The sequence below is a fragment of the Roseovarius tolerans genome (assembly GCF_028885395.1).
Taxonomy (GTDB): domain Bacteria; phylum Pseudomonadota; class Alphaproteobacteria; order Rhodobacterales; family Rhodobacteraceae; genus Roseovarius; species Roseovarius tolerans.
Genome location: NZ_CP118494.1, coordinates 2,080,919 through 2,106,738, shown reverse-complemented (window position 1 = coordinate 2,106,738; position 25,820 = coordinate 2,080,919). Strand labels below are relative to the sequence as shown.

The window sequence follows — 25,820 nt, the reverse complement described above, 5'->3', positions numbered from 1 at the left end:
GATCAACAGAGGGGGTAATTGTCATGTCTGATACGTCGAAACTGAGCACCTGCCAGATTGTCTGCTGGTGTCTGGCGGGATTGACCGGAATTTTAGTGCTGTGGTCCGCGAGCGGAGCAGTCGGCTTCTTCGCGGCGCTGCTTTTGGGGGCGGCTTTCGCGGCCTTTGTGGGGCTTGCCATCACGCGGCTGGTTTGCACGGGCTACGGTGACGGGGACGCGGGGATAAAGACCAGCGACCTGAAAGAGACGGTGCGTCAGGTCACCGGGATCACCGGCTACAAGGCCCCGTTCGACGAGGATGAGGACCATGTGCCCGCAGCCCCCAAGGCGGCCCCGGCAAAATCGGCGGCCAAGACCGAAACGGCCGATGCGCCGGTAAAATCGGGAACGGTGCTGGACGGCGAAAAGGAACTCGCCGCGCGCAAGGGCGACTGGAAATACGGCGATGAGGCGCAAACGGCGGCTCCCGCTGCGACAGATGAGGACGATGTCGGCACCCGCCCCGAGGCGCTGAGCGCGCCCAAGGGTGGACAGGCCGACGATCTGAAACAGATCAAGGGTGTGGGGCCGAAGCTTGAGAAACTGTGCAACGAGTTGGGCTTTTACCACTTCGACCAGATCGCGGGCTGTGGCCCGGATGAAGTGGCCTGGGTCGATGCCAATATCAAGGGGTTCAAGGGCCGGGTGAGCCGCGATAACTGGGTGGCACAGGCCAAGACCCTTGCTGCGGGCGGAGAGACGGAATTCTCCAAACGCGTCGAGGGTGGCAACGTATACTGACGAAGATGGATGATGTCGGAGAAGGAAGCAGAAACAGCCCGCAAGGGCCGCTTTACCGCGATGGTGATCGCGGGCACTGGTGTGTTCTGGGTTCTGGCGACATTCATCGGCGACGCAATAGGGCTCAGCCAGCGCGTGCGCGCGCTGTTTGACCTGATGGCATTGGCGGGGTTCATCTGGGCCTTCGTCTTGATCTACCAAATCTGGCGTGCGCGTCAGGACAAGCAGGGGTAACGGGATGCTGAAAGACGAAGACCGTATCTTTACCAATCTCTACGGGATGCATGACCGCAGCCTCAAGGGTGCGCAGGCGCGTGGTCATTGGGATGGCACGGCGAAAATCCTGCAGAACGGTCGCGCCTGGATCGTCGATCAGATGAAGGCGAGCGGGCTGCGTGGACGTGGCGGCGCGGGTTTTCCGACCGGCCTCAAGTGGTCCTTCATGCCAAAGGAAAGCGACGGGCGGCCCGCCTATCTGGTGGTGAATGCGGACGAGTCGGAGCCCGGCACCTGCAAGGACCGCGAGATCATGCGCCATGATCCGCACACGCTGGTCGAGGGCTGTCTGATCGCCAGTTTCGCGATGAATGCGCATGCCTGCTACATCTACATTCGCGGTGAATACATCCGGGAGAAAGAGGCGCTTCAGGCCGCCATCGACGAGGCCTATGACGCCGGTCTGGTGGGCCGCAATGCCTGCAAATCCGGTTGGGATTTCGACATCTACCTCGTGCACGGTGCTGGGGCCTATATCTGTGGCGAGGAAACCGCCCTGCTCGAAAGCCTTGAGGGCAAGAAGGGCATGCCGCGGATGAAGCCGCCGTTTCCGGCTGGGGCGGGGCTTTATGGCTGCCCCACAACCGTGAACAACGTCGAATCCATCGCCGTGGTGCCGACCATCCTGCGGCGCGGGCCGGAATGGTTCTCGTCCTTTGGTCGGGCCAACAACGCGGGCACCAAGATCTTTGCGGTCTCGGGCCATGTGAACAATCCCTGCGTTGTCGAAGAGACGATGTCGATCTCCTTCGAGGAGCTGATCGAGCGGCATTGCGGCGGCATCCGTGGCGGCTGGGACAATCTCAAGGCGGTCATTCCCGGCGGCTCTTCGGTGCCCTGCGTACGCGGCGAGAACATCAAGGACGCGATCATGGATTTCGACGCGCTCAAGGAGGTGGGGTCGAGCCTCGGCACCGCAGCCGTGATCGTGATGGACAAGGATACCGACATCATCAAGGCGATCTGGCGGCTGTCTAAATTCTACAAGCATGAGAGCTGTGGTCAGTGCACGCCCTGTCGCGAGGGCACCGGCTGGATGATGCGGGTGATGGACCGTCTCGTGCGCGGCGAGGCCGAGGTCGAGGAGATTGACATGCTGTTCCAGGTAACCAAGCAGGTCGAGGGCCACACGATCTGTGCCTTGGGCGATGCGGCCGCCTGGCCGATTCAGGGCCTGATCCGCAACTTCCGCGACGAGATCGAGGACCGTATCAAGGCCAAGCGGGCCGGGCGCATGAGCGCCGTGGCGGCGGAGTGACTGGTTTGAAGATATACGGTAACATAACAGGCATGCTGCGGGGCGCGGGGATCGTCGCTCTTTCTCTCGTGTTGCTGGCAGGCTGTGCCGAGCGCAACGAGCGCGTTATTTTCAACGGCAACTACTATCCTGCCAAAAGCAAAGGCGAGAAGGCGGAACGTCGTGACTTTACCGCCTCGGTGAAGCGTGTGTCGCGGGGGCCTGAGGGGGCGCGAAAAGCTGTTCTGCACGAGGCTACGCGCTATTGCCTGCTGAATTTCGGCACTTCCGAGATCGAATGGGCCGGTGTGCCTGCGGGTGGTGAGGGGCCGGTCTATGCCCGCGCGGGCGACCGCCTGTCGGTGAGCGGACGCTGCATCATATGGTGAAACCACGCATCATATCAGGGGCTTCTCCTGCTTGTTATTGCATGACAGGTGCCTGCATATCCATCTCTGGCGGAAAGGGGGTGCCGATCTGCGTGCGCCCCGACATCCGCGTGAAAGGAGATCTGTGATGCGTGTGATTGTTGCTGGCGCCCTCGTCCTTGTACTTGGTGCAGGTTCGGTTCAGTCCAAACCCGGTCTGGCGAGTGAAACGGATATCAATGCGGGCCTTCTGGCCGTCGGGATTGCCGACGAGATCCGCAAGAATTGCGACAGTATCGGCGGTCGTGTCATCAAGGCGCTGTTTTACATGAACAGTCTCAAGCAGCGCGCGCGCGAACGAGGCTACAGCGAGGCCGAGATCGACGCCTATGTGGACAACAAGGCTGAGAAACGGAAGATGCGCCACAAGGGCGAAGCTTATATGGCCGCCAAGGGCGTCGATCCCGAAAAACCCGAAACGTTCTGCGATCTGGGGCGGGCGGAAATTGCCGCAGAGTCCTCGATCGGGAAGTTCCTGACAAAAGAGTAGACGGATATGGCTGACCTACGAAAGATCATCATCGACGATCAGGAGATCGAGGTCGAGGGCGCGATGACCCTCATTCAGGCCTGTGAAGAGGCCGGCGTCGAAATTCCGCGTTTCTGCTATCATGAGCGGCTTTCCATCGCGGGCAACTGCCGGATGTGTCTGGTCGAGGTCGTGGGCGGCCCGCCGAAGCCGGCGGCAAGCTGTGCCATGCAGGTCAAGGATCTGCGGCCCGGGCCCGAAGGGCAACCGCCGGTGGTCAAGACCAACAGCCCGATGGTCAAGAAGGCGCGCGAGGGGGTGATGGAGTTCCTGCTCATCAATCACCCGCTCGATTGCCCGATCTGCGATCAGGGCGGCGAGTGCGACCTGCAGGATCAAGCGATGGCCTATGGTGTGGATTTCAGCCGCTACCGCGAGCCCAAGCGCGCGACCGAGGATCTCGATCTCGGCCCGCTGGTCGAGACGCATATGACGCGCTGCATTTCCTGCACCCGCTGCGTGCGCTTCACCACCGAGGTGGCAGGCGTGCACGTGATGGGGCAAACGGGCCGCGGCGAGGATGCCGAGATCACCACCTATCTGGGCGAGATCATCGACAGCAACCTGCAGGGCAACATCATCGACCTGTGTCCGGTGGGGGCGCTGGTGTCGAAGCCCTACGCCTTTACCGCCCGCCCGTGGGAGCTGACCAAGACCGAAACCATCGACGTGATGGACGCGCTCGGGTCGTCCATCCGCGTGGATTGCAAAGGCCGCGAAGTGATGCGCATCCTGCCGCGCAACCATGACGGCACCAACGAGGAATGGATTTCCGACAAGACGCGCTTTGTCTGGGACGGGCTGCGCCGTCAGCGTCTGGACCGGCCTTATATCCGCGAGAACGGCAAGCTTCGTGTGGCGACATGGGGTGAGGCTTTGGGCAAGGTGGCCGAGGCGATCAAGGGCGCGAAAAAGCTGACCGGTCTGGTCGGCGATCTGGCCCCGGTCGAGGCGGTCTATGCCCTCAATGGTGTGATCGAAGGGCAGGGCGGCACGGTTGAGTGCCGCACCGACAAGGCGCGGCTGCCAGCAGGCAATCGCAGCGCCTATGTCGGTAATGTCGCCGTGGAAGACCTTGATACGGCGAAGAATTTCATCCTGATCGGCACCGACCCGAGCCTCGAGGCCCCGGTGCTCAACGCGCGCATCCGCAAGGCCTGGATCAACGGCGCGGATGTCACCGTGGTCGGCCCGAAGGTGGATCTGACCTATGACTATACCCATGCAGGCACGGACCGGGCCGCGTTGGATAGTTTGAAGGTTTCCGAAGATGCGATTGTGATCGTCGGACAAGGTGCCCTGCAAGAGGCCGATGGCGAGGCGGTGCTGGGTGCTGCGCAGGCGCTGACCGGTCGGATGCTGGTGCTGCACACCGCCGCTGCCCGGGTGGGGGCGCTGGATGTAGGGGCCGTGACCGAGGGCGGTTTGGATGCCGCCATCGACGGCGCGGACGTGATCTACAATCTCGGCGCCGACGAGGTCGAGATCGCAGACGGCCCCTTCGTGATCTATCAGGGCAGTCATGGCGACCGGGGCGCGCATCGCGCCGATGTGATCCTGCCCGGCGCGGCCTATACCGAGGAGCAGGGGCTGTTCGTCAACACCGAAGGCCGCCCGCAACTGGCGCTGCGCGCAGGCTTTGCGCCCGGTGAGGCCAAGGAAAACTGGGCGATCCTGCGCGCGCTCTCGGGCGAGTTGGGGGCGACACTGCCCTATGACAGCATGGCGCAGCTGCGTCAGGCGCTGGTCAAGGATGTTCCGCATCTCAAGAAAATCGACCGCGTGCCCGAGAACGACTGGCAGCCGCTGCCCAAGGCCAAGCTGGGCAAGGCCGATTTCCGACTGGCGATCAAGGATTTCTACCTGACCAATCCGATCGCACGGTCGAGCGAATTGATGGCGGAACTGAGCGCCAATGCCAAGGCGCGCGCCAATCAGCCGCTGGCGGCAGAGTGAAAATGGCGGTCGCGATCATAACGCCTCTGGCGCTGGCCGTTTCGGGCTGCGCCGAGCCGGGCGCGCCATCGGCGTTTCAGCCCGACTATCAGGGCGTGGAGACGCGGCTGCTGGCCGGTGACCTGGTGAATTTCCACGTCACCATGCGCGGCGCGCGGGGGGCTGAAGACGTTGATCGCTATGCCGAATGTGCCGCCGCGCAATACACGCTGATCCGGGGTTACGGTTTTGCGCGTCATGTGCGCACGAATGTGAGTGAAGAGGGTGGCATCTGGCAGGGCGATGCGGTTTATACGGTCTCGGCGGCGCTGCCGCGTGGCCTGAAGACGATCGACGCCGAAGTCACGGCCGCGAATTGCGCGGAAAACGGAATACCGATGGTGTGAGGACCTGATGGCTGAATTCTTGACTACCCCGCTCGGGACCCTGGTGATCATCGTTGCACAATGCCTTGCGGTGGTGGGCTTCGTGATGGTGTCGCTGCTGTTTCTCGTCTACGGCGACCGCAAGATCTGGGCCGCCGTGCAGATGCGGCGCGGCCCCAATGTCGTGGGTGTCTGGGGCCTGCTGCAGACCGTCGCCGACGCGTTGAAATACGTGGTCAAAGAGATCGTCGTGCCGGCGGGGGCCGACAAGGCGGTGTTCATGCTGGCCCCGATGACGAGTTTCGTGCTGGCGATTCTTGCCTGGGCGGTCATCCCGCTCAACGAAGGCTGGGTGCTGTCGGATATCAACGTGGCCGTGCTCTTCGTCTTCGCCGTCTCCTCGCTGGAGGTCTATGGCGTGATTATGGGGGGCTGGGCGTCGAACTCCAAATATCCGTTCCTCGGCAGCCTGCGCTCTGCCGCGCAGATGATCTCCTATGAGGTCTCGATCGGCCTCATTATCATCGGGGTGATCATCTCCACCGGCTCGCTCAATTTCGGGGCCATCGTGGCGGCACAGGATACGGCATACGGGTTTTTCGGCTGGTACTGGCTGCCGCATCTGCCGATGGTGTTCCTGTTCTTCATCTCTGCGCTGGCTGAGACCAACCGCCCGCCCTTCGACCTGCCCGAGGCCGAATCGGAACTGGTGGCGGGCTATCAGGTGGAATATTCCTCGACGCCCTTCCTGCTGTTCATGGCCGGGGAATATATCGCCATCTTCCTGATGTGCGCGCTCACCTCGCTGTTGTTCTTCGGCGGCTGGCTGTCGCCCATTCCGGGCCTGCCCGATGGCGTGGTTTGGATGGTCGGCAAGATGGCGTTCTTCTTCTTCATCTTCGCCATGGTCAAGGCGATTACCCCGCGGTATCGCTACGACCAGTTGATGCGCATCGGCTGGAAAGTGTTCCTGCCCATGTCGATCGGCTGGGTCGTGATCGTGGCGTTCCTTGCGAAATTCGAAGTGTTCGGCGGGTTCTGGGCCCGTTGGGCGATTGGAGGCTGATCCATGACGCAGATCGATTACGGACGCGCGGCGGGATATTTCCTGCTGACCGATGTTTTCAAAGGGTTCAGGCTGGGGCTGAAATACTTCTTCGCGCCCAAGGCGACGCTGAACTATCCGCATGAAAAAGGCCCGCTTTCCCCGCGGTTTCGCGGCGAGCATGCGCTACGCCGTTATCCCAATGGCGAGGAACGCTGCATCGCCTGCAAGCTGTGCGAGGCGATCTGCCCGGCGCAGGCGATCACCATCGACGCCGAACCGCGCGATGACGGCAGCAGGCGCACCACGCGCTATGACATCGACATGACGAAATGCATCTATTGCGGCTTTTGCCAGGAGGCGTGTCCGGTCGATGCCATCGTCGAGGGGCCGAATTTCGAGTTTGCTGCCGAGACCCGTGAAGAACTGTTCTACGACAAGGCCAAGTTGTTGGAGAACGGCGACCGGTGGGAGGCGGAGATCGCCCATAACCTCGAACTGGATGCACCCTACAGATGAACGATCCAACCAACCCCTTCGAGATGATGATGCGTCAGGCGCAGGAAATGGCCAAGGCGATGAATCCCGCGCTTGAGAGCTTTTCGCCCAAGGGGTTTGAATCGCTCTGGCCGACGATGCCCAAGGAGTTCATGGAAATGAGCTTTGGCAAGGGCATCAACAAGGAGGGGCTGGACGCCAAGACGCGGCTTTTGATCACGCTTGCGGGGTTGACGATGCTGGGTGCCCAGAGCGATACGCAGATCCGCATGACCGTGCGCCACGCACTAGAAGCGGGTGCGACCAAGGATGAGATTGCCGAAACCATTGCACAGATGGCGATGTTTGCCGGTATCCCCTCGATGACCCGCGCGATGGAGTTTGCGCGCGAGGTGATGGACGGTGAAGACGAGAAAGGATCAGAGAAATGACGATTGCGGCGATGTCCTTTTACCTCTTTGCCGTCGCCCTGCTGACCGGAGGGCTGTTCACAGTGATCAGCCGCAACCCGGTGCATTCGGTGCTCTGGCTGATCCTGTCCTTCATCAGCGCGGCGGGGCTCTTCGTCCTGCTGGGTGCTGAATTCGTGGCGATGCTGCTGATCATCGTCTACGTGGGCGCCGTCGCGGTTCTGTTTCTCTTCGTGGTGATGATGCTCGACGTTGATTTCGCCGAGTTGAAAGCGGAGATGGCCAAGTACATGCCATTGGCACTGCTGATCGGTGTGATCCTTCTGATGCAGTTCGGCCTCGCCTTCGGCAACTGGACCATGGCCGACGGGGCCGAGGCGGCGCGCCGCTCGGTGACGCCTGAGGGGGTCGAGAATACCGCGGCCCTCGGGATGCTGCTTTATGACAAATACTTCATCCTGTTCCAGCTTTCGGGGCTGATCCTGTTGGTGGCGATGATCGGGGCCATTGTGCTCACGCTGCGGCACCGCACGGATGTCAAGCGGCAGGACGTGCTGGCGCAGATGTATCGCGACCCCGCCAAGGCGATGGAATTGCGGGATGTGAAACCGGGGCAGGGGCTCTAACGGGGCCTCTCCCGCCCCGGGCGCGACCCGGGGTGACGATGGGAAAAGTGTTCCGGCAACGCCCGGAGCTACGCGTAAAGACGACAATCGGGCACGGCCCGGAGGGACAGACATGATCGGACTTGAACATTATCTCACGGTGGCGGCGGCCTTGTTCGTGATAGGCATCTTCGGCCTGTTTCTGAACCGCAAGAACGTGATCATCCTGCTGATGTCGATCGAGCTGATGCTCTTGTCGGTGAATATCAACCTCGTCGCGTTTTCGTCGTATCTGGGTGATCTGGTGGGGCAGGTGTTCACGCTCTTCGTGCTGACCGTCGCCGCCGCCGAGGCCGCCATCGGCCTTGCCATCCTCGTCTGTTTCTTCCGCAATCGCGGCACCATCGCCGTCGAAGACGTCAACGTGATGAAAGGCTGAAGTCATGGAAACCATCCTTCTCTTCTCGCCTCTCGTCGGGGCGCTCATCGCGGGTTTCGGCTGGCGCATCATTGGCGATCAGGGCGCGCAATGGGTCACTACGGGGCTCTTGTTCCTCTCGGCTCTGCTGAGCTGGATCCTGTTTCTGGGCCATGACGGTGTAACCGAGCAGATCCATATTCTGGATTGGGTGCAGTCGGGTACGCTCGACACGGCATGGGCCATTCGGATGGATCGGCTGACGGCGATCATGCTGATCGTGATCACCACCGTCTCGGCGCTCGTGCATCTCTATTCTGTCGGCTACATGGCGCATGACGAGAATTTCCGCGACAATGAGAGCTACCGGCCGCGCTTTTTCGCGTATCTGTCGTTCTTCACCTTCGCGATGCTGATGCTGGTGACCTCGGACAACCTGTTGCAGATGTTCTTTGGCTGGGAGGGCGTGGGCGTTGCATCGTACCTGTTGATCGGTTTCTACTATCGCAAGCCAAGCGCCAATGCCGCCGCGATCAAGGCCTTCGTGGTCAACCGCGTGGGCGATTTCGGCTTCGCGCTCGGCATCATGGCGCTCTATTTCCTCGTCGACTCGATCAAGCTCGACGATGTGTTCGCCGCCGCACCTGAATTGGCCGAGACGCAGCTTACCTTTCTCTGGACCGAGTGGAACGCGGCCAACCTGATCGCCTTCCTGCTGTTTGTGGGCGCGATGGGCAAATCGGCGCAGCTCTTCCTGCACACATGGCTGCCGGATGCGATGGAAGGCCCGACCCCGGTGTCGGCGCTTATCCACGCGGCGACCATGGTGACGGCGGGTGTGTTCCTTGTCTGCCGCATGTCGCCGCTGATGGAATACGCGCCCGAGGCGATGAATTTCGTGGTGTTCCTCGGGGCCACAACGGCGTTTTTCGCGGCGACCGTGGGCCTCGTACAGAACGACATCAAGCGGGTGATCGCGTATTCGACCTGTTCGCAGCTTGGCTACATGTTCGTGGCCGCCGGTGTCGGTGTCTACTCGGTGGCGATGTTCCACCTCTTCACGCACGCGTTCTTCAAGGCGATGCTGTTTCTCGGTGCCGGTTCGGTCATCCACGGGATGCATCACGAGCAGGACATGCGAAACTATGGTGGGTTGCGCAAGAAGATGCCCTACACGTTCTGGGCGATGATGATCGGCACGCTGGCGATCACCGGGGTGGGCATTCCGCTGACCCATATCGGCTTTGCCGGGTTCCTGTCTAAGGACGCCGTGATCGAGAGCGCATGGGCCGGCACCGAAGGAGGTTATGCGTTCTGGATGCTGGTGATCGCGGCGCTGTTCACCTCGTTCTACAGCTGGCGGCTGATGTTCCTCACCTTCTTTGGTGAGGCGCGCGGCGACAAGCACACCCATGAGCACGCGCATGAAAGCCCCATGGTGATGGTCGCGCCGCTTGGTGTGCTGGCGCTTGGCGCGGTCTTCGCGGGCATGATCTGGTACGGCAGCTTTTTCGGCAGCCATGCACAGGTCAACAGTTTCTTCGGGATGCCGGAGCATCACGCCGAGGCAACTGAAACGCCCGAGGCGGTGGCGCATGGCGAAGAGGGCCACGACCACGAAACGATGCACGAGGAGACTGGCACCGCCGCCCATTCCGGCCCGCCGCAGGGTGCGATTTTCATGCATCCCGACAGTACCGTGCTTGATGATGCGCATCATGCACCGACATGGGTCAAGGTCAGCCCATTCATCGCCATGCTGATCGGCCTGATCACGGCGCTGTGGTTCTACGTCTGGGATCCGGCGATGCCGGGTCGCGTCGCCGCAACGAACCGTCCGCTTTACCTCTTCCTGCTCAACAAGTGGTATTTCGACGAGATCTACGATTTCCTCTTTGTCCGCCCCGCCAAGGCGCTCGGGCAGCTACTGTGGAAGCGCGGCGACGGTGACGTGATCGACGGCTCGCTCAACGGTGTGGCCATGGGGCTTATCCCGCGGCTCACGCGGCTCGCTGGCCGGGCGCAGTCGGGCTACATCTTCACCTATGCCTTTGCCATGGTGATCGGGATCGCGATCCTGGTCACCTGGATGACGATCTTCGGGGGGGCCAACTGATGGACAACCTGCTTTCCATTGTGACCTTCATCCCGGCGGTGGCGGCCGCGATCCTCGCGATCTTCCTGCGCGGTGAGGATGAGGCGGCGCAGAAGAACGCCAAATGGGTGGCGATGATCGCGACCACGCTGACATTCCTTGTGTCGCTTTTCATCCTGTTCGATTTCGACCCGTCAAATACCGGGTTTCAGTTCGTCGAGGAGCAGGACTGGCTCTTGGGTCTGAAATACAAGATGGGTGTCGACGGGATCAGTGTACTGTTCGTGATGCTCACCACTTTCATGATGCCGCTGACCATCGCGGCCTCTTGGAACGTGAAAAGCCGCGTCAAGGAATACATGATCGCGTTCCTGATCCTTGAGACGCTGATGCTGGGCGTGTTCATGGCGCTCGATCTGGTGCTCTTTTACCTCTTCTTCGAGGCCGGGCTCATTCCGATGTTCCTGATCATCGGGATCTGGGGCGGTGCGGCACGCATTTATGCCTCGTTCAAGTTCTTCCTCTACACCTTCCTCGGGTCGGTGCTGATGCTGGTGGCGATGGTGGCGATGTTCTCGGATGCGGGGACCACCGATATTCCGTCGCTCTTGCGGCATGAATTTGCCTCGGACAGTTTCTCCCTGTTGGGCATCCACGTCGTCGGTGGCATGCAGACGCTGATGTTCCTGGCGTTCTTTGCGAGCTTCGCGGTGAAAATGCCGATGTGGCCGGTGCATACCTGGCTACCCGATGCGCACGTGCAGGCCCCCACGGCAGGCTCGGTCGTGCTGGCGGCGATCCTGTTGAAGATGGGCGGCTATGGCTTCCTGCGCTTCTCATTGCCGATGTTCCCGGTGGGGTCCGAGGTGCTGACGCCCTTGGTGCTGTGGATGAGCGCCATCGCGATTGTCTACACGTCGCTGGTGGCTCTCGCGCAGGAAGACATGAAAAAGCTGATCGCCTATTCGTCGGTCGCGCACATGGGCTATGTCACGATGGGGATTTTCGCGGCCAATCAGCAGGGGCTCGATGGGGCGATCTTCCAGATGATCAGCCACGGGTTCATCTCGGGCGCGCTCTTTCTCTGCGTCGGCGTGATCTATGACCGGATGCACACCCGCGAGATCGACGCCTATGGCGGCCTCGTGAACCGGATGCCGGCCTATGCGCTGATCTTCATGTTCTTCACCATGGCCAATGTCGGCCTGCCGGGCACATCCGGGTTCATCGGCGAATTCCTGACGCTCGTGGGTGTGTTCCAGGTCAACACATGGGTGGCGGCCGTGGCGACCACGGGCGTGATCCTGTCGGCGGCCTATGCGCTCTGGCTCTATCGCCGGGTGGTGTTTGGCGATCTCATCAAGGAGAGCCTGCGCACGATCACCGATATGACCAAGCGCGAGCGGGCAATCTTTGCGCCGCTGGTGGTGATGACACTACTGCTCGGGGTCTATCCCCGGCTCGTGACCGACATCACCGGCCCCTCGGTCGAGGCGCTGATTTCCAACGTAGAGACGGCACAGGCGGTGGCACAGGCCAGCAGCCAGGTTGCCGTCGCGGACCACTGAACCGGAGGCCCTGAGACATGCAGGCTGATCTGAACGTAATCCTGCCGGAAATCGTGATTTCCGTCTATGCCATCGCGGCGCTTTTGTTCGGCGCCTATACCGGCAAGGACAAGATGGCAGGGATGCTGGTCTGGCTCACGGCGGCGCTCTTCGCGGTCATGGCGCTGTGGATTGGAGCCTCGTCCGGTGGCGGCACGCGCACCGCCTTTGACGGCATGTTCAACGACGATGGCTTTGCCCGCTTTGCCAAGGTGACGATCCTGCTCTCGGCGGGGGCGGTGCTGGTGCTGGGGCAGGAATACATGGCGCGCCGGGATATCCTGCGCTTCGAGTATCCGCTGTTGGTCGCGCTTGCCGTCGTGGGCATGATGGTGATGGTCAGTGCGGGCGATCTGATGGCGCTTTATATGGGGTTGGAGCTGCAATCTCTGGCGCTTTATGTCGTCGCCTCTCTGCGCCGCGACAGTGCCAAATCGACTGAGGCGGGGCTCAAGTATTTCGTGCTCGGCGCGTTGTCGTCGGGCCTGTTGCTCTACGGCGCGTCGCTGACTTATGGCTACGCGGGCACGACGCTTTTCTCAGGGATCATCGACGCGGCGGAGGGGCAGGCGCCGATTGGTCTCCTGCTCGGTCTGGTCTTCGTGCTGGCCGGTCTGGCTTTCAAGATTTCCGCCGTGCCGTTCCACATGTGGACGCCCGACGTCTACGAGGGCGCGCCGACGCCGATCACCGCATTCTTCGCCACGGCCCCCAAGGTGGCGGCCATGGCGCTGGTCGCGCGGGTGGTGCATGACGCCTTTGGCGAGGTGGTGGGGGACTGGCAACAGGTGCTCGCGGTGCTGAGCCTGCTGTCGATGTTCCTTGGCGGCATCGCAGCGATCGGTCAGACAGATATCAAGCGGCTGATGGCCTATTCCTCGATTGCGCATATGGGCTACGCGCTGATGGGGCTGGCGGCGGGCACGGTGTTCGGCGTGCAGGCGATGCTCATTTACATGGCGATCTATGTCACGATGAACGTGGGCACCTTCGCCTTCATCCTGTCGATGGAGCGCGACGGGCAGCCGGTCACGGATATCCGCGCGCTCAACATGTATTCCAAGGCGCAGCCGGGGCGCGCGCTTGCAATGTTGATCCTCTTGTTCAGCCTCGCCGGTGTGCCGCCGCTTCTGGGCTTTTTCGGCAAGCTCTACGTGCTGCGCGCGGCCTATGAGGGCGGGCTTGCCTGGCTGGCGGTGGCCGGGGTGATCGCCTCTGTGATCGGGGCGTTCTACTACTTGCGCATCGTGTTCTACATGTATTTTGGCGAAGAGGGCGAGACGCTGGAAACTGGCCGCTCGCCGGTGCAATGGGCGTTCCTGATGGCCTCGGCGGCGGTGATGCTTCTGGGCATCGTCAACATGTTCGGGGTCGAGACGATGGCACAGGCCGCCGCCGCAACGCTGGTCAACTGACATAAGACCGATCACGGTCTGAGAAAAAGGTGACGCGCCCCTGCCGGGCGCTTCGCTTTGGTTTAGGCGACCGCACGCCTCCTGCGGGAGTATTGTCAAGACCCCCTCATATAGATCAATGCCTTGTCTGTTGCGCGAACTGTAAAATCCACGATCCTATCAACGTAGTCATGTCGATCCGAGTGAGTACTGTGCACTTCTAGGTCAGTCAGTTTCGAAAACCTTCAGGTCGTAGATTCAAACCCTACTCCCGCAACAAAGAATACTTATCTAGCCTAATAAGGTAATCAGCATCCACGGACGGCTATCCGCATTCGCAAGCCAACCGTGGAAGCAACAGAAACGTGTTGAAAAATCTAGCAATGGCGCAACGCTAACGGCGGACCTCAAAACGGATCATGATGATCCAGCCCCCGTTTCACAGGACACCTAAGCGGATTCGGTTTTGGCCTGAATTCCTTCTTTCGCGCAGCAGCGCTTGATCTGATCCGAGTCGATCAGCGGCTGTCTCTCTCGTCGCGCCTCGTCGAGCGCAACCATACAGGCAACGTTAAGTATGAGTGGGTTGCCCTGGCTGACCTGAAAAAGCTCTTTCAGAGCTTTCGGGGTGAACGGCATCGCCTTGAAGCCAGCCACTGCACAGCGGTGATGCACATAACTTGAAGTGTCCTCTTCTGACATGGGACCAAGTTCTATTGTAGGGCAGTAAAACGACTTTATTTGCTGATGTGTAATACATTCATCAAAGTCTTCCCGCCCAACCAGAACAAGTTTGACGAGGAGCCCCTCCTGCGTTGTTGCACAGATATCAAACAGCCGCTGTAGAGTAGACGATTGGATCTCGTCCGCGTCGTCGATCATAAGGGTAGGCAGTCCATGTTGCATGTTGGCGCGTATCATGGTTGCGTCGAAAGTCGCCTTGTCCAGATCCGTGTTGTTTCGAGGGGCAGACGCGCCGAGCGCTCGGAAAATGGCTGCGCGTGGCGTCGATTCAAGAACGGAGTAGTGCGAAAGAGTCCCTATAAGCCGCTTTGAATTTGTCTCGCTCGCAACTTTGCGTACCACCGTCGTTTTGCCAGAACCTTCGGGCCCAATGAACAGCGTCAAAGGCGCAGCGCTATTGAGCGCGAAATCCAACTGCTCGGCGGCAAGGCAATGCGCGTCACTCCAGAAATCGTACCTTTTCTCGGACGAAAAAAAGGGATTGTCTGCGTCCCTTGTCTGGCCTTTGTCAAATCTACCCAAAATGATCGCCTATTACGCTAGCCGTGAGAATTGCGTGACACGTGGCAACAAAGCCGGAGAGTGAACTTTATACAGGATAACCGAACTCTGCTATTCGCGCCCAATACTCGGCGTTGAGATCCGCAATTTCTTCCAGCGAGGTCTCGATCGCCTTGTTGGTTTCGGAATCGAGCGCGGACATCTGTCCGACTTTGACAGCGTTCTTCCGATCTGCAATGCGCATCTGGATCGTCGCCAGGTCTCCGCTGTCGTTGTCAAAAGAATAGATGCAGTGGCTATAGAGATTGCGCAGTCCTGCGAGACGCTGCGTCTTGCCCGTTAACGCCAGAAGCGCATTTCGCTCGTTCTTGTCCACGTCATCGAGCTTCGCAAGCCGTTCCACCAGGTCGATCCGCGCTCGTGTCGTGTTCAAGGTCAGGTAAATTATCACCGCCTTTTCCTTTGAGGTGCCAGTCAGCCCTGCGATCAGGTGAATCAACAGGCTTTCGGTATTCGTCCAGCTATATGTAAGTCGGCCGAGATTACCCAGGAACCGGTCAAATTCTCGAAGCGCAAACTGCGGCATCGCATCGTTCTCAATTGATGCTGTATCGACCATTTTACTCGATCTCCAACTGAGCATTCTTCGATAGGTACCATCGCGCCGCACTCGTTCTGTTGTCCACGCCGATCTTTCCAAAAATATTATGAACGTGGAGTTTGATGGTATGCTCGCTCAATCCGAGCAATCTCGCTATAGTCTTGTTTCTTTCTCCTTTCGCTATGAAATCCATGATTTGGAATTCACGCGCGGTGAGTTTCGCAATAACAGCCGCGTTATGTGCTTTTAGTTTACTTGGTTTGGACTGACATGCGTTCGCTATGTCGTTGGCCTCGGATGGCTCCGGGTCGGGCAGCATATGCTGCTCCTGCGCCGTTGCCAGTATTTCACAAGGGACGAATTGTTGCCCAAGCAGCATTAAGTGCAAAGCCGCGAGCCATGCGTCGATCGGAGCCTGCATGGGAAGACATCGCATTCCGACGATGGGACCCGCCGGACCTGCAAGAATTTGCTTCGCGCTGTTTGCAGAAAGATATGCAAGACCAATGGTTGTGCTCGAAAAGGTTCTGGCTGTGACAGCCAATTCTTCATTTGCGTTATGGGCAATCGCCTCATCAACAATGATCAACCGCACCATCGCATGCCGTTCTTCAGGCAGCCCGTTAAGTTGGCGCAACCCGTCAAGTCGCAATACACTTACGCCCTGAAACTCGGCTTCCACCAGCTGCATCAGGCGGTTAGTGAATATTACACAATTCCCTATGAACACTATGACCGGGTTTATCGCTGGAGACGCAAGGCCCTGACTGCAGTCATGTGAGAATGGATCGGTTCGCGGATGAATAGCATCGGAAAATTCACGCAAAGTCATAAAAATCCCCCCAGAAATATGACTACTTGAACACAGCCTCGAGACGACTGCTTTAGTGATAGGCCTGCTCGATGCCTCTCTAAGTTCTAATAAAAATTATCATAGCCCGCTTATACGGCTTTGCTGGCTTGCTGTCTTATATAACACATTTATAACACATTAGCACCAAAGAGTAACAAAATTACAAATTTCTGTCAATTATTGACATATTTATAACTTAAAACGTGAACTTGGCCGCTCCAACTCTCCCCCAAATTGTTTAAAATGCCCGAATAGATCGAAGTGTTAGGTAGAATCGCGAAACCATACGCTTTTAGATGCCTTCCAGCCTGCCCAAATAAGTGCGCACCAAGAGGAAAACCCAAAAAGGTGCACAAATTCAATTGCTTAACTTTTATTAATCTTTTGGGCAATTTTGCTTTGTACCTGCGCAGCGCAGACTGTGAGACGTCTTGGTTCTTATTAGCCTTGGCAAATTGATTTTATCGTCTGTGATGGCTCTTTTTTACAAAGAAACGGATGGCTGCCCACAGGCACCTCCACCTTCACAGAAATTTTTTTTGGGAGGGGGTGAAGCTTAGAGCGAAGTCATCAACCACAGCAAAGGCGCTGCGACCGTCTGCACTGACAGGCCAGAGCACGCGTAAATCTCACAATATCATGCAATCCAGACCCAAGCTTAGCCACTTTGGATAGACTCGTGGCAACTATGGGTCCTTTACGAGGACAAAACCATGGATAGACGCTCAAATCAGAACAACAACTTCCTGATTGATGACGTTGAAATCGAAAATCTGGACGTTGATCTCGACGCGAATGTAACTGTTGAAGAGGCGGACGTCGAAATCGACGCGCAGCAACAGCAACAAAGCGCTGATGTCGACAACACCGACACCAACAGCAACGATCAAGGTCAGGGACAAGGTCAGGACCAGGGACAAGGTCAGGACCAGGGACAAGGTCAGGACCAGGGACAACAGCAGCAGTCAAATTCGAGTGCGCGTCAAACCAATGGCGGTGATGACAGCAACGACAACTCAAACTCGGTATCAATCGACTTCGGTGGTGGTGAGTGGATCCCGCGCGATGACGATCAGGTCGATATCGACAGCGAAGGTGGAAACGTCGAAAACGTGATCACCTCGGACGAGGGTGACATTGACGTCAGCCCCGGTCACGATGTGGATGTCACGGACATTCTGGGTGAGGCCCTGAATGGCGAAGGAAATGACACCGGGATTGTCAACATTCAGAACGCTGTTTTGGAAGACAACGACTCGCTTGGAGATGCGTCGGTCTATAACGACGGGCATTTCTCGCAGTCAGGTAGCGCGAATGGAGGCACCGCGACGGCCGAAGACGGTATTGATGCCGATCCGACTGGCGGCGCCGGAGGAAGCGGCGCGACTTCACTGGGAGGTGCGGCCATTGGCGGCACTGCGCTTGGCGGGTTGTCCCATGCTGCGGGAGGCTCATCCGGAAGCACCGGCGCAGCAACCTCGACTTCGGGTGATGGCGGCGCAAGTGGGTCGTCAGACTCTGCCGGTCTTGGCATTGGTGTCGGCCTCTCAGGCAACCATGGCAGCTCGGATGGCGGTGAAAGCGGCTCTGCAGCGTCGACGTCAAACTCGACTGGGAACGCCAATAGCACCAATAACAGCACTGGCACTGGCGGTGCGGCTGGTGAGACAGAGGCTGAAAGCGACGCCAATGATGGCTCGATCAGTTCAACTGGTAACAGCACTGGCATCGGCGGTGCTGGGGCCGAAGGCACTGGTGGTGCCGGATCCGGCGGTACTGGTGGTACTGGCGGGGCAGCCACGGGTGGTGCGGCCACTGGCGGCGCTGGCGGTGACGGCGGCAAAGGCTTTGCCGGTTATGCCGGCGGTGGTGACGGCGGTGCTGGTGGAGACGGTACTGGCGGCGACAGCACGACCGGTGACGGTGGTGTAGGCGGCGCAGCAATTGGCGGCGCTGGTGGCGCGGCTGGTGCTGGCGGTGGTGGCACTGGTGGCAATGGCACCGGTGGCACGGGAGGCGACAGCACGACCGGCGACGGCGGTTCCGGCGGTGCAGCAACCGGCGGAAGCGGCTCAGGCGGCAACGGTGGCGGTGGCACTGGTGGCAATGGCGCAGCTGGTACGGGTGGCGACAGCACGACCGGTGACGGTGGCACAGGTGGCGCAGCAACCGGCGGTGCTGGTGCAGGCGGTATCGGCGGTTTCGCGGCCGGTGGATCGGGCGCGGCTGGCTCCGGCGGGGCTTCGACCGGCGGATCTGGTGGCACAGGCGCTGGTGGTGCTGGTGCAACTGGCACAGGCGGTGCTGGTGGTGCAGGCTCAGGTGCCGAGGGCTCTGGCGGCGATAACGCCAGCAGTGCATCCGCGTCCAACAACGGAAGTGCAAACAGCACGCCTAGTACCGACAATGACTCCACAAGCGGCGGCAACTCCGCAACTGGTGCTGGCGGAGACGCCGGGACCGGTTCAGCTGCAGGTGCAGTTGCTGGCGGAATGCTAGGAGGTGGTCTTGATGTCGCGGTTGCGGTTTCCGACAATGAGGACTCCGACGCCACATCCGGCAACGGTCCAGCCGACGCGGCAGGAGGCGCTGCTGATACAAGCGGTGGCGCGGCAACAGCTGACGCTGATGGCAGAACCAACGGAGATTCCGACTCCAGCGGCAACGGTGGTACTGGCACCGGCGGCACAGGCACCGGTGGTGCCGGCCAAAGTGGATCCGGCGGCGCAGGCGGAAGCGGCGATGCTGGTCAGGCCGGCGACGGAACCGGAGCCAACGGGACCGGTGGATCCGGTGCGCAAGCCACGGCTGGTAATGGCAGCGGCGGCGATGGTGCATCCGGCAATGCCGGAAACGGCGCCGGTGCCAATGGCGCGGGCGGAGGCACAGGCCTCGGCGGTGCGGGCGCGGTCGGTCAGGCAGCTGCCGGTGGCAGTGGCGATGGTGCATCCGGCAATGCTGGAAACGGCGCCGGTGCCAATGGTGCTGGCGGTGGTGCGGGCCTCGGTGGCGCAGGTGCTGTCGGTCAGGCAGCTGCCGGTGGTAGCAGCACAGGTGCCGCGGGCAACGCTGGTGACGGCGCGGCGGCCAACGGCGAAAGCGGTGGCCAAGGCCCAGGTGGCGATGGTGCAGCGGGCGCGGGCGGTATCGCGACTGGGACCGGTGCCGCAGGAGCGGTCGGTGCAGCTGGAAACGGCGGTGCTGGCAATGCCGGTGACGGTGCGGTTGGTCAGGCCGGTGATGGTGCCGAAGGCACCGGTGGTGCCGGCGGAGCCGGGGCTGCAACCGCCGACTCGATGAACGATGTCGATGGGACTGCAACCTCAAATGCGACCGGCGGTGATGGAGGTCTTGCCGATCTCTTTACCGACTCCGACACCGACGGCTCGTCCGAGAGCATGGCAGAAGCCATTTCCGGCTTCGGCGGTGCGGCCGATACCACGCAGGACTCTGCGGCCAACAATAACGGTGGAAACGATGGTGGCAGCAATACGTCCACCAGCGGTGATACCGGGATGGGTGGTGAGTCTACGGCCATCGGTGGAACGACCGGTCTGGCAAGTGGTGGAACCTCCACAGGAGGTGCGGCCGATGTCGGAGGCGCCAATGGAGGTGCCGGAGGCACCGCCACCAATGGCGCCGGTGGCGCGGTTGATAATGGCAGCTGGGGGTCGAACAACGGGGACGACGGTTATGTAACCGGCGAATCCTACGCATCGGCCGCAGCCGTGGTTGATACGTCCGCGTTCAACCAGAACATCGTGATGGGCGCGAACGTTCTCGGCAACACGGTCGATATGACCGTAGTTGGCGGGAACATGAGCTCCAACTACGTCGGCGACGACAGCGATACCGGCGTATAAGCCACACTCTTGTCCGGGGCCGAGTTTCGGCCCCGGACACTCCATACGACTGCAGCAACGGACGCCCCACTATCATTTATTAAACTTTTGGGAAAACAGCCGTGAGCCTCGACAGAACCACAGAGTCCATCGCGCATTTTGTCGGCCTCTTCCACATGGCTGTAGAAGATAATCGGCTACGTGATCAATACATTGAATTCAAGCGCGACAAAGACGACCCCACTGAAGAGGCGAGCCTCGAATTTAAGCCCGTGCGCATCGCTACAGATCTCAAACTTGATGGATATTCGGGGAAAGTGGTGCATGCCGATACGTCGGAGGTGCAGCAGCCCGGCCTGGGCCAGGGTTTACTGTCCCTTCCCGCGATCCTGCAGAATTACGCTGCTGGCCCATTCAAACCAACCGAACAACCGCCTGAACCACTGATTGGCGGCTCAAATGGCGGCGGGGGCGGATACAAGATCCTGCCCTATGTGCCAATCCCACCGCAAATGATTACCATCACGCTGCAATCAATCACCCTGATCGACAATGATACTCTTGGTGATCCTGCGGCCGCAGATTTCATTTCGCGGGACGTGTTTCTTTCTGAATTGGAAACGTTGGTAGAGTTTTCTGAGGTTCTGCAGCCTTGGACTCTGCAAGGCCTTGCGACCGCAGTTCTGGACGATCCTACGGCAGCTATAGAATACACTCAAACCCTGCAAGAGGTGGATGCGCCGGAGCTTCTGGATCTATCTGCCTATGTCCTGCGCGATGCCGATACAACCGGGACAGTGATGAATGGCACCCCAGTCGAGGAACGGCCAGAGATAGATGATTTTCTGCCCACATTCATAAGCCTGAAACGCGATGAAGACGTAGAAGAACAAGACGCAGATGCGGATACCCCGCCTGACCGCCCTCTTTCAGGCGCATCCAAAGACCCGGCCTTGTTGCACGAAACAGACGATGGCTTTCCTCAATACGATGGCATTGACCACAACGTGGTCACCGGCGCCAATGAAAGCCACAACGCGACATGGATCTACACCAACTGGATTGATGCCGCCGTATTTGCTGTCGGCGGGAACGCAATCGAGTTGAACGCGATTTCCCAAACAAACATCCTGGTCGACCAGGACACCAAGCCAGCCGGATTGACACAGGTCGGTCCCGTCTCATCGCAGACCAAGAATATCGCTTCCATTGATTACGAAAAAACCACCACGGAAACTGACGAGACTACAGAAGACGAAAAGGAGATCAGTGCAAATACGGACAACGATCCCACCCTCACCGAGGACGATAGTTCTACCGCGAAGACAGAACCCAAAGATCCCATCGAAAAGAATGTCGAGGAACCTGGGGGACAATTAGGACTTCCTGCCGTCTGGAATTTGGAGACGGTCGAAGGTGATGTGACATTCACCAATATCGTCCAGCAACATACCTTTATGTCCGATGCCGATCAGTTGAACCTGACCTTCACAGCCAATTCCACAACTGTATCAACGGGTGAGAACCAGACGTTCAATCAGTTTCAGGCCAACGAATTCGGCTTTGGTTACGACCTCGTCCTTGTCGGCGGCTCTATGATCACGATGAATATCATCAATCAGACAAACATACTGCTGGACAACGATTACTTCTCAGGCGCGGGGTTGGGCACAGCTGCTGTCTCAAGCAACGACAATTCACTCGTAAACAATGCTTCAATCAAAAAGCATGGTGTGGATGAACAGAAGGCCATGCTGGACGACTTCAAGACAGCCCTCGACGATCTCTCTGCAGGGGCGAAGCAGTTGGCTGACTATGTCGCGAAGAATAGTCTATTCGAAGGTCTTGAGGCTCTTCGCGCGCTTTATATCAGTGGGGATCTCACTCAGTTGAATATCGTCGATCAGATCAACACGATCGGCGATCAAGACCAGGTTCACATGGCCGCACAGGCAGTGATGTCTACGCTAGAGAACAGTTCGGTCGCGATCACGACTGGGTCGAATTATCTGACAAATACCGCGTCCATTGATCAAGACGGGATCGACTCGACCATTATGGCAGCTGGAGAGCAATATAGCGATGCGATGCTGTACCAGGCAGAATTGATCGATACCGAAGCCAACCCCCTGGGAGTCAACATTAGCCAGCTTGCAAACGAGGCTGTCGCGATCCTCGTGGACGGTCTGACCAAGGACATTGCGCAAACAGTCCTTGAGCAAGAAGCGGGAATTTTTGATCTGCATACCGGCGGGACAAGCTTTGACGTCATGCAAACAATGACTGGGTAACGGGTCACCGGAGTGAGGCTTAAGACATGAAAGACACAACAGACACCTCAGACTTTTCCGAAGAGGGTGTACGAAATAAACGTCTCGTCCTTGAACCGGTTGATCGCTTCGATTCAGAGGAAGCACCACGCTTCACGACGAAAGCACCCAGATTTCAGACCACGATTGAGGGCGTTGCAAACGAGCCAATCCCGGCTGCAGGCGAGCCGCCAGCAGGCGGCGGCGGAAGTGGCAATGGTGGTGGGCCGAACTTTCACAAACGGGTCGGCCCCGACGACTTTTCCGCCAGCCTAAAGAAGGGGATGGCGATGATGCGCAGGAACCTCGGGTTCGTTATGCTCATCACGTTGGCGACCAACCTTCTGATCCTCGCGATCCCGATTTATCTTTTCCAGATTTCCGACCGAGTGCTGACCAGCCGCTCTACCGATACGCTGATCATGCTGACTATCGTGATTGCCGGGGCCGTGATCCTTCAAGCCGTATTCGATGCGGTTCGCCGTTTCGTGCTAATGCGTTCTGCGGTTGAAGTGGCTACCCAACTCGGCGCTCCCATCCTGTCGGCCGCCGCAGCGGCATCGCTCAACGGCAACGGTCGCGAGTACCAGACGTTGGGTGACCTTCAGCAATTACGGGGTTTTCTTGTTTCAGGTACGCTTCTTGCATTTCTTGACGTGCCTTTCGCGCCAATCTTCATTTTTGCGATCTACTTGGTACACCCGCATTTGGGGTCGATTGTTGTGGTGACGTCCCTCGTGCTGCTTGTCATTGCCCTAATAAACCAACGCGCCACGGCCCAGCCCTTTGCAGACGCTAATCTTGCGCAGTCCAAGGCCAATACTCATCTCGATTCGATGGCGCGCAACAGCCAGATCATCAACGCACTCGCGATGATCCCGGAAGCGGTAACCATGTGGGGCAAGGATACCGCCGAGTCCCTCACGCACCAAGTCAAAGCGCAAGATCGCAATATCATTTCAGCGGCCTTCTCAAGGGCAGTACGATTGCTGACCCAGATCGCAATGCTCGGCTGGGGGGCATTTCTCGCAATCCAGGGTGAAATTACCGGCGGGATGGTGATTGCGGCATCCATTATCGCCGGTCGAGCCTTGGCACCGATCGAAGGCGCAATCGAGGGCTGGAACGGGTATGTAATTACACGCGGTGCATTCAACCGCATTTCTGCGCTTCTCAGGAGTTCAAAACTGCAATTCGAGAAGCTACGCTTACCAAAGCCCGTCGGTCGTCTGGATGTTGAGCGACTTCTCTACGTTCCCTCAGGTACCAAACAGGTCGTACTCAACGGTCTGAACTTCCACCTCAATCCCGGCGAGACGCTGGCCGTGATCGGAAATTCCGGTGCCGGGAAAACCACTTTGGGCAAAATGCTTGTGGGTTCGATCCTTCCAACATCGGGCAATGTGCGGCTGGACTTGATGGACCTGCGAAACTGGGACCCACGACAATTTGGCGAAAACATCGGATACCTGCCGCAGGACGTTCAACTCTTTCCCGGGACGATCAAAGACAATATCGGCCGAATGCGGCGTGATGCGACCGATGAACAAGTCTTTGAAGCCGCGACACTCGCCGATGTACATCAAATGGTCGCGACATTACCACAAGGCTACGAGACGGTCGTCGCAGCAGACGGCGCGCCGCTATCCGGTGGACAAAAGCAGCGTATAGCCCTTGCAAGAGCATTCTTTGGCAACCCCCGTTTCGTGGTTCTTGATGAACCCAACTCAAATCTCGATACAGCCGGTGACAAGGCTCTGGCACGCGCGATCGAACACGCAAAGCAGAACAAAATCACCGTGGTAGTCATTACACAGAAACCAGCTCTGCTCGACGTCGTGGACAAGGTTATGCTTCTAAACGACGGTTCCATTTCTCTGTTTGGAAGCCGCGACGTCGTGCTTGAGAGAATTCGTGCAGACCACCGCGCCCGCCGCGAGGGACAAAGTAAACTGCAGGGGCAGGGGCAATGAAATCCAGCAGCACTGAAGTCGTTGAAACCAAGGACGAATGGCATCGTGATGTTCCACGGTCAATCACCAAGCACGTGATCTTCGGCCTATGCCTTTTCGTATTCGCCTTTGGCGGCTTTGGTCTCTGGGCTTTTCGAGCGCCTTTGGCAGCCGCTGTTATCACGCCTGGCAGTTTTGTCGCGACAGGACGCAACAAGATCGTCCAGCACCTCGAAGGTGGGTTTATACATGAAATCCTCGTTCAAGAGGGTGATCACGTCAAAGCAGGCGACATTCTCGTGCGTCTTGATCACACGGCCGCAGAGGCCAACAAGCGTGAACTCACAATTCGCCGCGCACGCCTCGAAGCAACCAGCGCACGGCTGTTGGCAGAGTATCGCAAGCTTGATGAAATCGTCTTTCCGACAGAATTGCTTGAGATGGCACAGGATGATTTCGAGGTTGCTGGCATCCTTGACGGGCAGAGGCTTGCCTTCGAAGTTGCACGATCCTCTCTCGATAATGATCTGGAATTGCTCTCACGCAATATCGCGGCACTTGATGTGCGTGCGACCGGCTATACGACACAGCTAGATTCCTATCATCGCCTCGTGTCTCTGCTGATCGAAGAACATGAAGATAAGAAGAACCTTTTCAAAGAGGGGCTTGTCCGAAAATCTGAAGTAAACGCACTACACCGGGCGCTCATTCAAGCAGAGGGGCAAACGGGGCGGATTCAGGCTGAGGTTCACGAGACGCAGGAGCACAAGACGAAGCACCTGAAACAAAAGGATAAGGCGGTCAGCTTGTACCGGGAGACTGCCCTTGATGAATTGCAGATCATCCAGTCAGAATTGGAGAGTGTCCGCGAGAAATCCCGAAAAGCCGAAAACATTCTAATTCGGTCTGAAATACGAGCACCCGTGTCCGGCACTGTAATCCGCCTGCATTACGTCACGTCCGGCGGTGTGATCGAACCGGGCAAACCAATTGCAGAGATTTTACCAACGGATGCGCCCCTGATCATCGAAACCCTAATCCCCCGCACTGATATCGATAGCGTGCAGCTCGGACAAAAGGCCATAGTGCGGCTTACAGCACTCAATATCCGTACGACACCTGTCCTTAACGGCACAGTCGATTATATCTCAGGTGACGCGGTGACAGAGTCTACCGATGGCATCCCGCAAGAGGTCTACGTCGCGCGGATATCGTTATCAGCAGAAGAGTTGAGCCGGGTTGGCGACTTTGTACCCACGCCCGGTATGCCTGCAGAGGTCATGATCCAGACCGCAACGCGAACTTTCGCGCAGTATATTGCCAAACCAGTCGCAGACAGCATGACGCGAGCGTTCCGCGAACAGTGAATCGCC

General features: G+C 58.7%; 27 protein-coding genes. 22 read left to right on the top strand and 5 right to left on the bottom strand.

Features of this window, described 5'->3' with window-relative positions; all coding sequences use genetic code 11:
- Positions 1 to 23: 23 nt before the first annotated feature.
- From PVU19_RS10360 to nuoN, 15 genes are all read left to right on the top strand, one after another.
- The gene (locus PVU19_RS10360; RefSeq protein WP_050663930.1) at positions 24 to 782 is read left to right on the top strand and encodes an NADH:ubiquinone oxidoreductase; all 759 of its coding nucleotides are present in this window, start codon (positions 24 to 26) and stop codon (positions 780 to 782) included.
- Positions 783 to 794: 12 nt separating this feature from the next.
- Positions 795 to 1,016, top strand: a complete 222-nt coding sequence (locus PVU19_RS10355; protein ID WP_152911684.1) for a DUF5337 domain-containing protein — start codon at positions 795 to 797, stop codon at positions 1,014 to 1,016.
- Positions 1,017 to 1,020: 4 nt separating this feature from the next.
- Positions 1,021 to 2,316, top strand: coding sequence for an NADH-quinone oxidoreductase subunit NuoF (gene nuoF / locus PVU19_RS10350; protein ID WP_050663932.1), 1,296 nt, complete (start codon positions 1,021 to 1,023; stop codon positions 2,314 to 2,316).
- Between the two features lie 32 nt (positions 2,317 to 2,348).
- A complete protein-coding gene (locus PVU19_RS10345) occupies positions 2,349 to 2,684 on the top strand; it encodes a hypothetical protein (protein WP_050663933.1) in 336 nt (111 codons plus the stop codon).
- Between the two features lie 127 nt (positions 2,685 to 2,811).
- Positions 2,812 to 3,213: a DUF5333 domain-containing protein gene (locus tag PVU19_RS10340; RefSeq protein WP_050663934.1), complete on the top strand. Its 402-nt coding sequence runs from the start codon at positions 2,812 to 2,814 to the stop codon at positions 3,211 to 3,213.
- A gap of 6 nt (positions 3,214 to 3,219) precedes the next feature.
- A complete protein-coding gene (gene nuoG / locus PVU19_RS10335) occupies positions 3,220 to 5,208 on the top strand; it encodes an NADH-quinone oxidoreductase subunit NuoG (RefSeq protein WP_050663935.1) in 1,989 nt (662 codons plus the stop codon).
- A gap of 2 nt (positions 5,209 to 5,210) precedes the next feature.
- A complete protein-coding gene (locus PVU19_RS10330; RefSeq protein ID WP_050663946.1) occupies positions 5,211 to 5,594 on the top strand; it encodes a hypothetical protein in 384 nt (127 codons plus the stop codon).
- 7 nt (positions 5,595 to 5,601) lie between these two features.
- Positions 5,602 to 6,639 carry an NADH-quinone oxidoreductase subunit NuoH gene (gene nuoH / locus PVU19_RS10325; RefSeq protein ID WP_050663936.1) on the top strand — a complete coding sequence of 346 codons (1,038 nt, stop codon included), beginning with the start codon at positions 5,602 to 5,604 and terminating at the stop codon, positions 6,637 to 6,639.
- Positions 6,640 to 6,642: 3 nt separating this feature from the next.
- Positions 6,643 to 7,137, top strand: a complete 495-nt coding sequence (nuoI, locus tag PVU19_RS10320) for an NADH-quinone oxidoreductase subunit NuoI (RefSeq protein ID WP_050663937.1) — start codon at positions 6,643 to 6,645, stop codon at positions 7,135 to 7,137.
- A complete protein-coding gene (locus tag PVU19_RS10315) occupies positions 7,134 to 7,547 on the top strand; it encodes a carboxymuconolactone decarboxylase family protein (protein ID WP_050663938.1) in 414 nt (137 codons plus the stop codon). The genes nuoI and PVU19_RS10315 overlap by 4 nt, the downstream gene beginning before the upstream one ends.
- A complete protein-coding gene (locus PVU19_RS10310) occupies positions 7,544 to 8,152 on the top strand; it encodes an NADH-quinone oxidoreductase subunit J (protein WP_050663939.1) in 609 nt (202 codons plus the stop codon). Before PVU19_RS10315 ends, PVU19_RS10310 begins: the two co-directional genes overlap by 4 nt.
- A 112-nt stretch (positions 8,153 to 8,264) precedes the next feature.
- Positions 8,265 to 8,570 (top strand): NADH-quinone oxidoreductase subunit NuoK, encoded by a 306-nt coding sequence (gene nuoK, locus PVU19_RS10305; RefSeq protein ID WP_050663940.1) that lies wholly within the window; start codon positions 8,265 to 8,267, stop codon positions 8,568 to 8,570.
- Between the two features lie 4 nt (positions 8,571 to 8,574).
- A complete protein-coding gene (gene nuoL, locus PVU19_RS10300; RefSeq protein ID WP_050663941.1) occupies positions 8,575 to 10,665 on the top strand; it encodes an NADH-quinone oxidoreductase subunit L in 2,091 nt (696 codons plus the stop codon).
- Entirely contained in the window at positions 10,665 to 12,212 is a 1,548-nt protein-coding gene (locus PVU19_RS10295) for an NADH-quinone oxidoreductase subunit M (protein ID WP_050663942.1), read from the top strand. The genes nuoL and PVU19_RS10295 overlap by 1 nt, the downstream gene beginning before the upstream one ends.
- A gap of 17 nt (positions 12,213 to 12,229) precedes the next feature.
- Entirely contained in the window at positions 12,230 to 13,666 is a 1,437-nt protein-coding gene (gene nuoN, locus PVU19_RS10290) for an NADH-quinone oxidoreductase subunit NuoN (protein ID WP_050663943.1), read from the top strand.
- 429 nt (positions 13,667 to 14,095) lie between these two features.
- Here nuoN and PVU19_RS10285 read toward each other — a convergent pair whose 3' ends face one another.
- From PVU19_RS10285 to PVU19_RS10265, 5 genes are all read right to left on the bottom strand, one after another.
- Complete coding sequence (locus PVU19_RS10285) at positions 14,096 to 14,803, bottom strand: AAA family ATPase (protein WP_274789751.1); 708 nt, start codon at positions 14,801 to 14,803, stop codon at positions 14,096 to 14,098.
- 175 nt (positions 14,804 to 14,978) lie between these two features.
- Positions 14,979 to 15,509, bottom strand: a complete 531-nt coding sequence (locus PVU19_RS10280; RefSeq protein WP_235575890.1) for a hypothetical protein — start codon at positions 15,507 to 15,509, stop codon at positions 14,979 to 14,981.
- Between the two features lies 1 nt (position 15,510).
- On the bottom strand, positions 15,511 to 16,182 hold the full coding sequence (locus PVU19_RS10275) for a response regulator transcription factor (RefSeq protein ID WP_160316389.1): 672 nt from the start codon (positions 16,180 to 16,182) through the stop codon (positions 15,511 to 15,513).
- A gap of 887 nt (positions 16,183 to 17,069) precedes the next feature.
- The gene (locus tag PVU19_RS10270) at positions 17,070 to 17,300 is read right to left on the bottom strand and encodes a hypothetical protein (RefSeq protein ID WP_050664184.1); all 231 of its coding nucleotides are present in this window, start codon (positions 17,298 to 17,300) and stop codon (positions 17,070 to 17,072) included.
- A 72-nt stretch (positions 17,301 to 17,372) separates the two neighbouring features.
- Complete coding sequence (locus tag PVU19_RS10265) at positions 17,373 to 17,636, bottom strand: hypothetical protein (RefSeq protein WP_050664185.1); 264 nt, start codon at positions 17,634 to 17,636, stop codon at positions 17,373 to 17,375.
- A gap of 400 nt (positions 17,637 to 18,036) precedes the next feature.
- Here PVU19_RS10265 and PVU19_RS10260 point away from each other — a divergent pair, with 400 nt between their 5' ends.
- The 7 genes from PVU19_RS10260 to PVU19_RS10230 all read left to right on the top strand — a co-directional run bounded on the left by PVU19_RS10260 (position 18,037) and on the right by PVU19_RS10230 (position 25,814).
- Positions 18,037 to 18,276, top strand: a complete 240-nt coding sequence (locus tag PVU19_RS10260; protein ID WP_160316390.1) for a hypothetical protein — start codon at positions 18,037 to 18,039, stop codon at positions 18,274 to 18,276.
- Positions 18,277 to 18,288: 12 nt separating this feature from the next.
- Positions 18,289 to 18,843 carry a hypothetical protein gene (locus PVU19_RS10255; protein ID WP_050664187.1) on the top strand — a complete coding sequence of 185 codons (555 nt, stop codon included), beginning with the start codon at positions 18,289 to 18,291 and terminating at the stop codon, positions 18,841 to 18,843.
- A gap of 243 nt (positions 18,844 to 19,086) precedes the next feature.
- Positions 19,087 to 19,644, top strand: coding sequence for a hypothetical protein (locus PVU19_RS10250; protein WP_152911704.1), 558 nt, complete (start codon positions 19,087 to 19,089; stop codon positions 19,642 to 19,644).
- Positions 19,641 to 20,207, top strand: coding sequence for a hypothetical protein (locus PVU19_RS10245; RefSeq protein WP_050664189.1), 567 nt, complete (start codon positions 19,641 to 19,643; stop codon positions 20,205 to 20,207). Before PVU19_RS10250 ends, PVU19_RS10245 begins: the two co-directional genes overlap by 4 nt.
- A 101-nt stretch (positions 20,208 to 20,308) precedes the next feature.
- On the top strand, positions 20,309 to 22,477 hold the full coding sequence (locus tag PVU19_RS10240; RefSeq protein WP_152911705.1) for a hypothetical protein: 2,169 nt from the start codon (positions 20,309 to 20,311) through the stop codon (positions 22,475 to 22,477).
- A 26-nt stretch (positions 22,478 to 22,503) separates the two neighbouring features.
- On the top strand, positions 22,504 to 24,468 hold the full coding sequence (locus tag PVU19_RS10235) for a type I secretion system permease/ATPase (RefSeq protein ID WP_082237946.1): 1,965 nt from the start codon (positions 22,504 to 22,506) through the stop codon (positions 24,466 to 24,468).
- A complete protein-coding gene (locus PVU19_RS10230; RefSeq protein ID WP_050664191.1) occupies positions 24,465 to 25,814 on the top strand; it encodes an HlyD family type I secretion periplasmic adaptor subunit in 1,350 nt (449 codons plus the stop codon). Before PVU19_RS10235 ends, PVU19_RS10230 begins: the two co-directional genes overlap by 4 nt.
- The last annotated feature ends 6 nt before the right edge of the window (positions 25,815 to 25,820 follow it).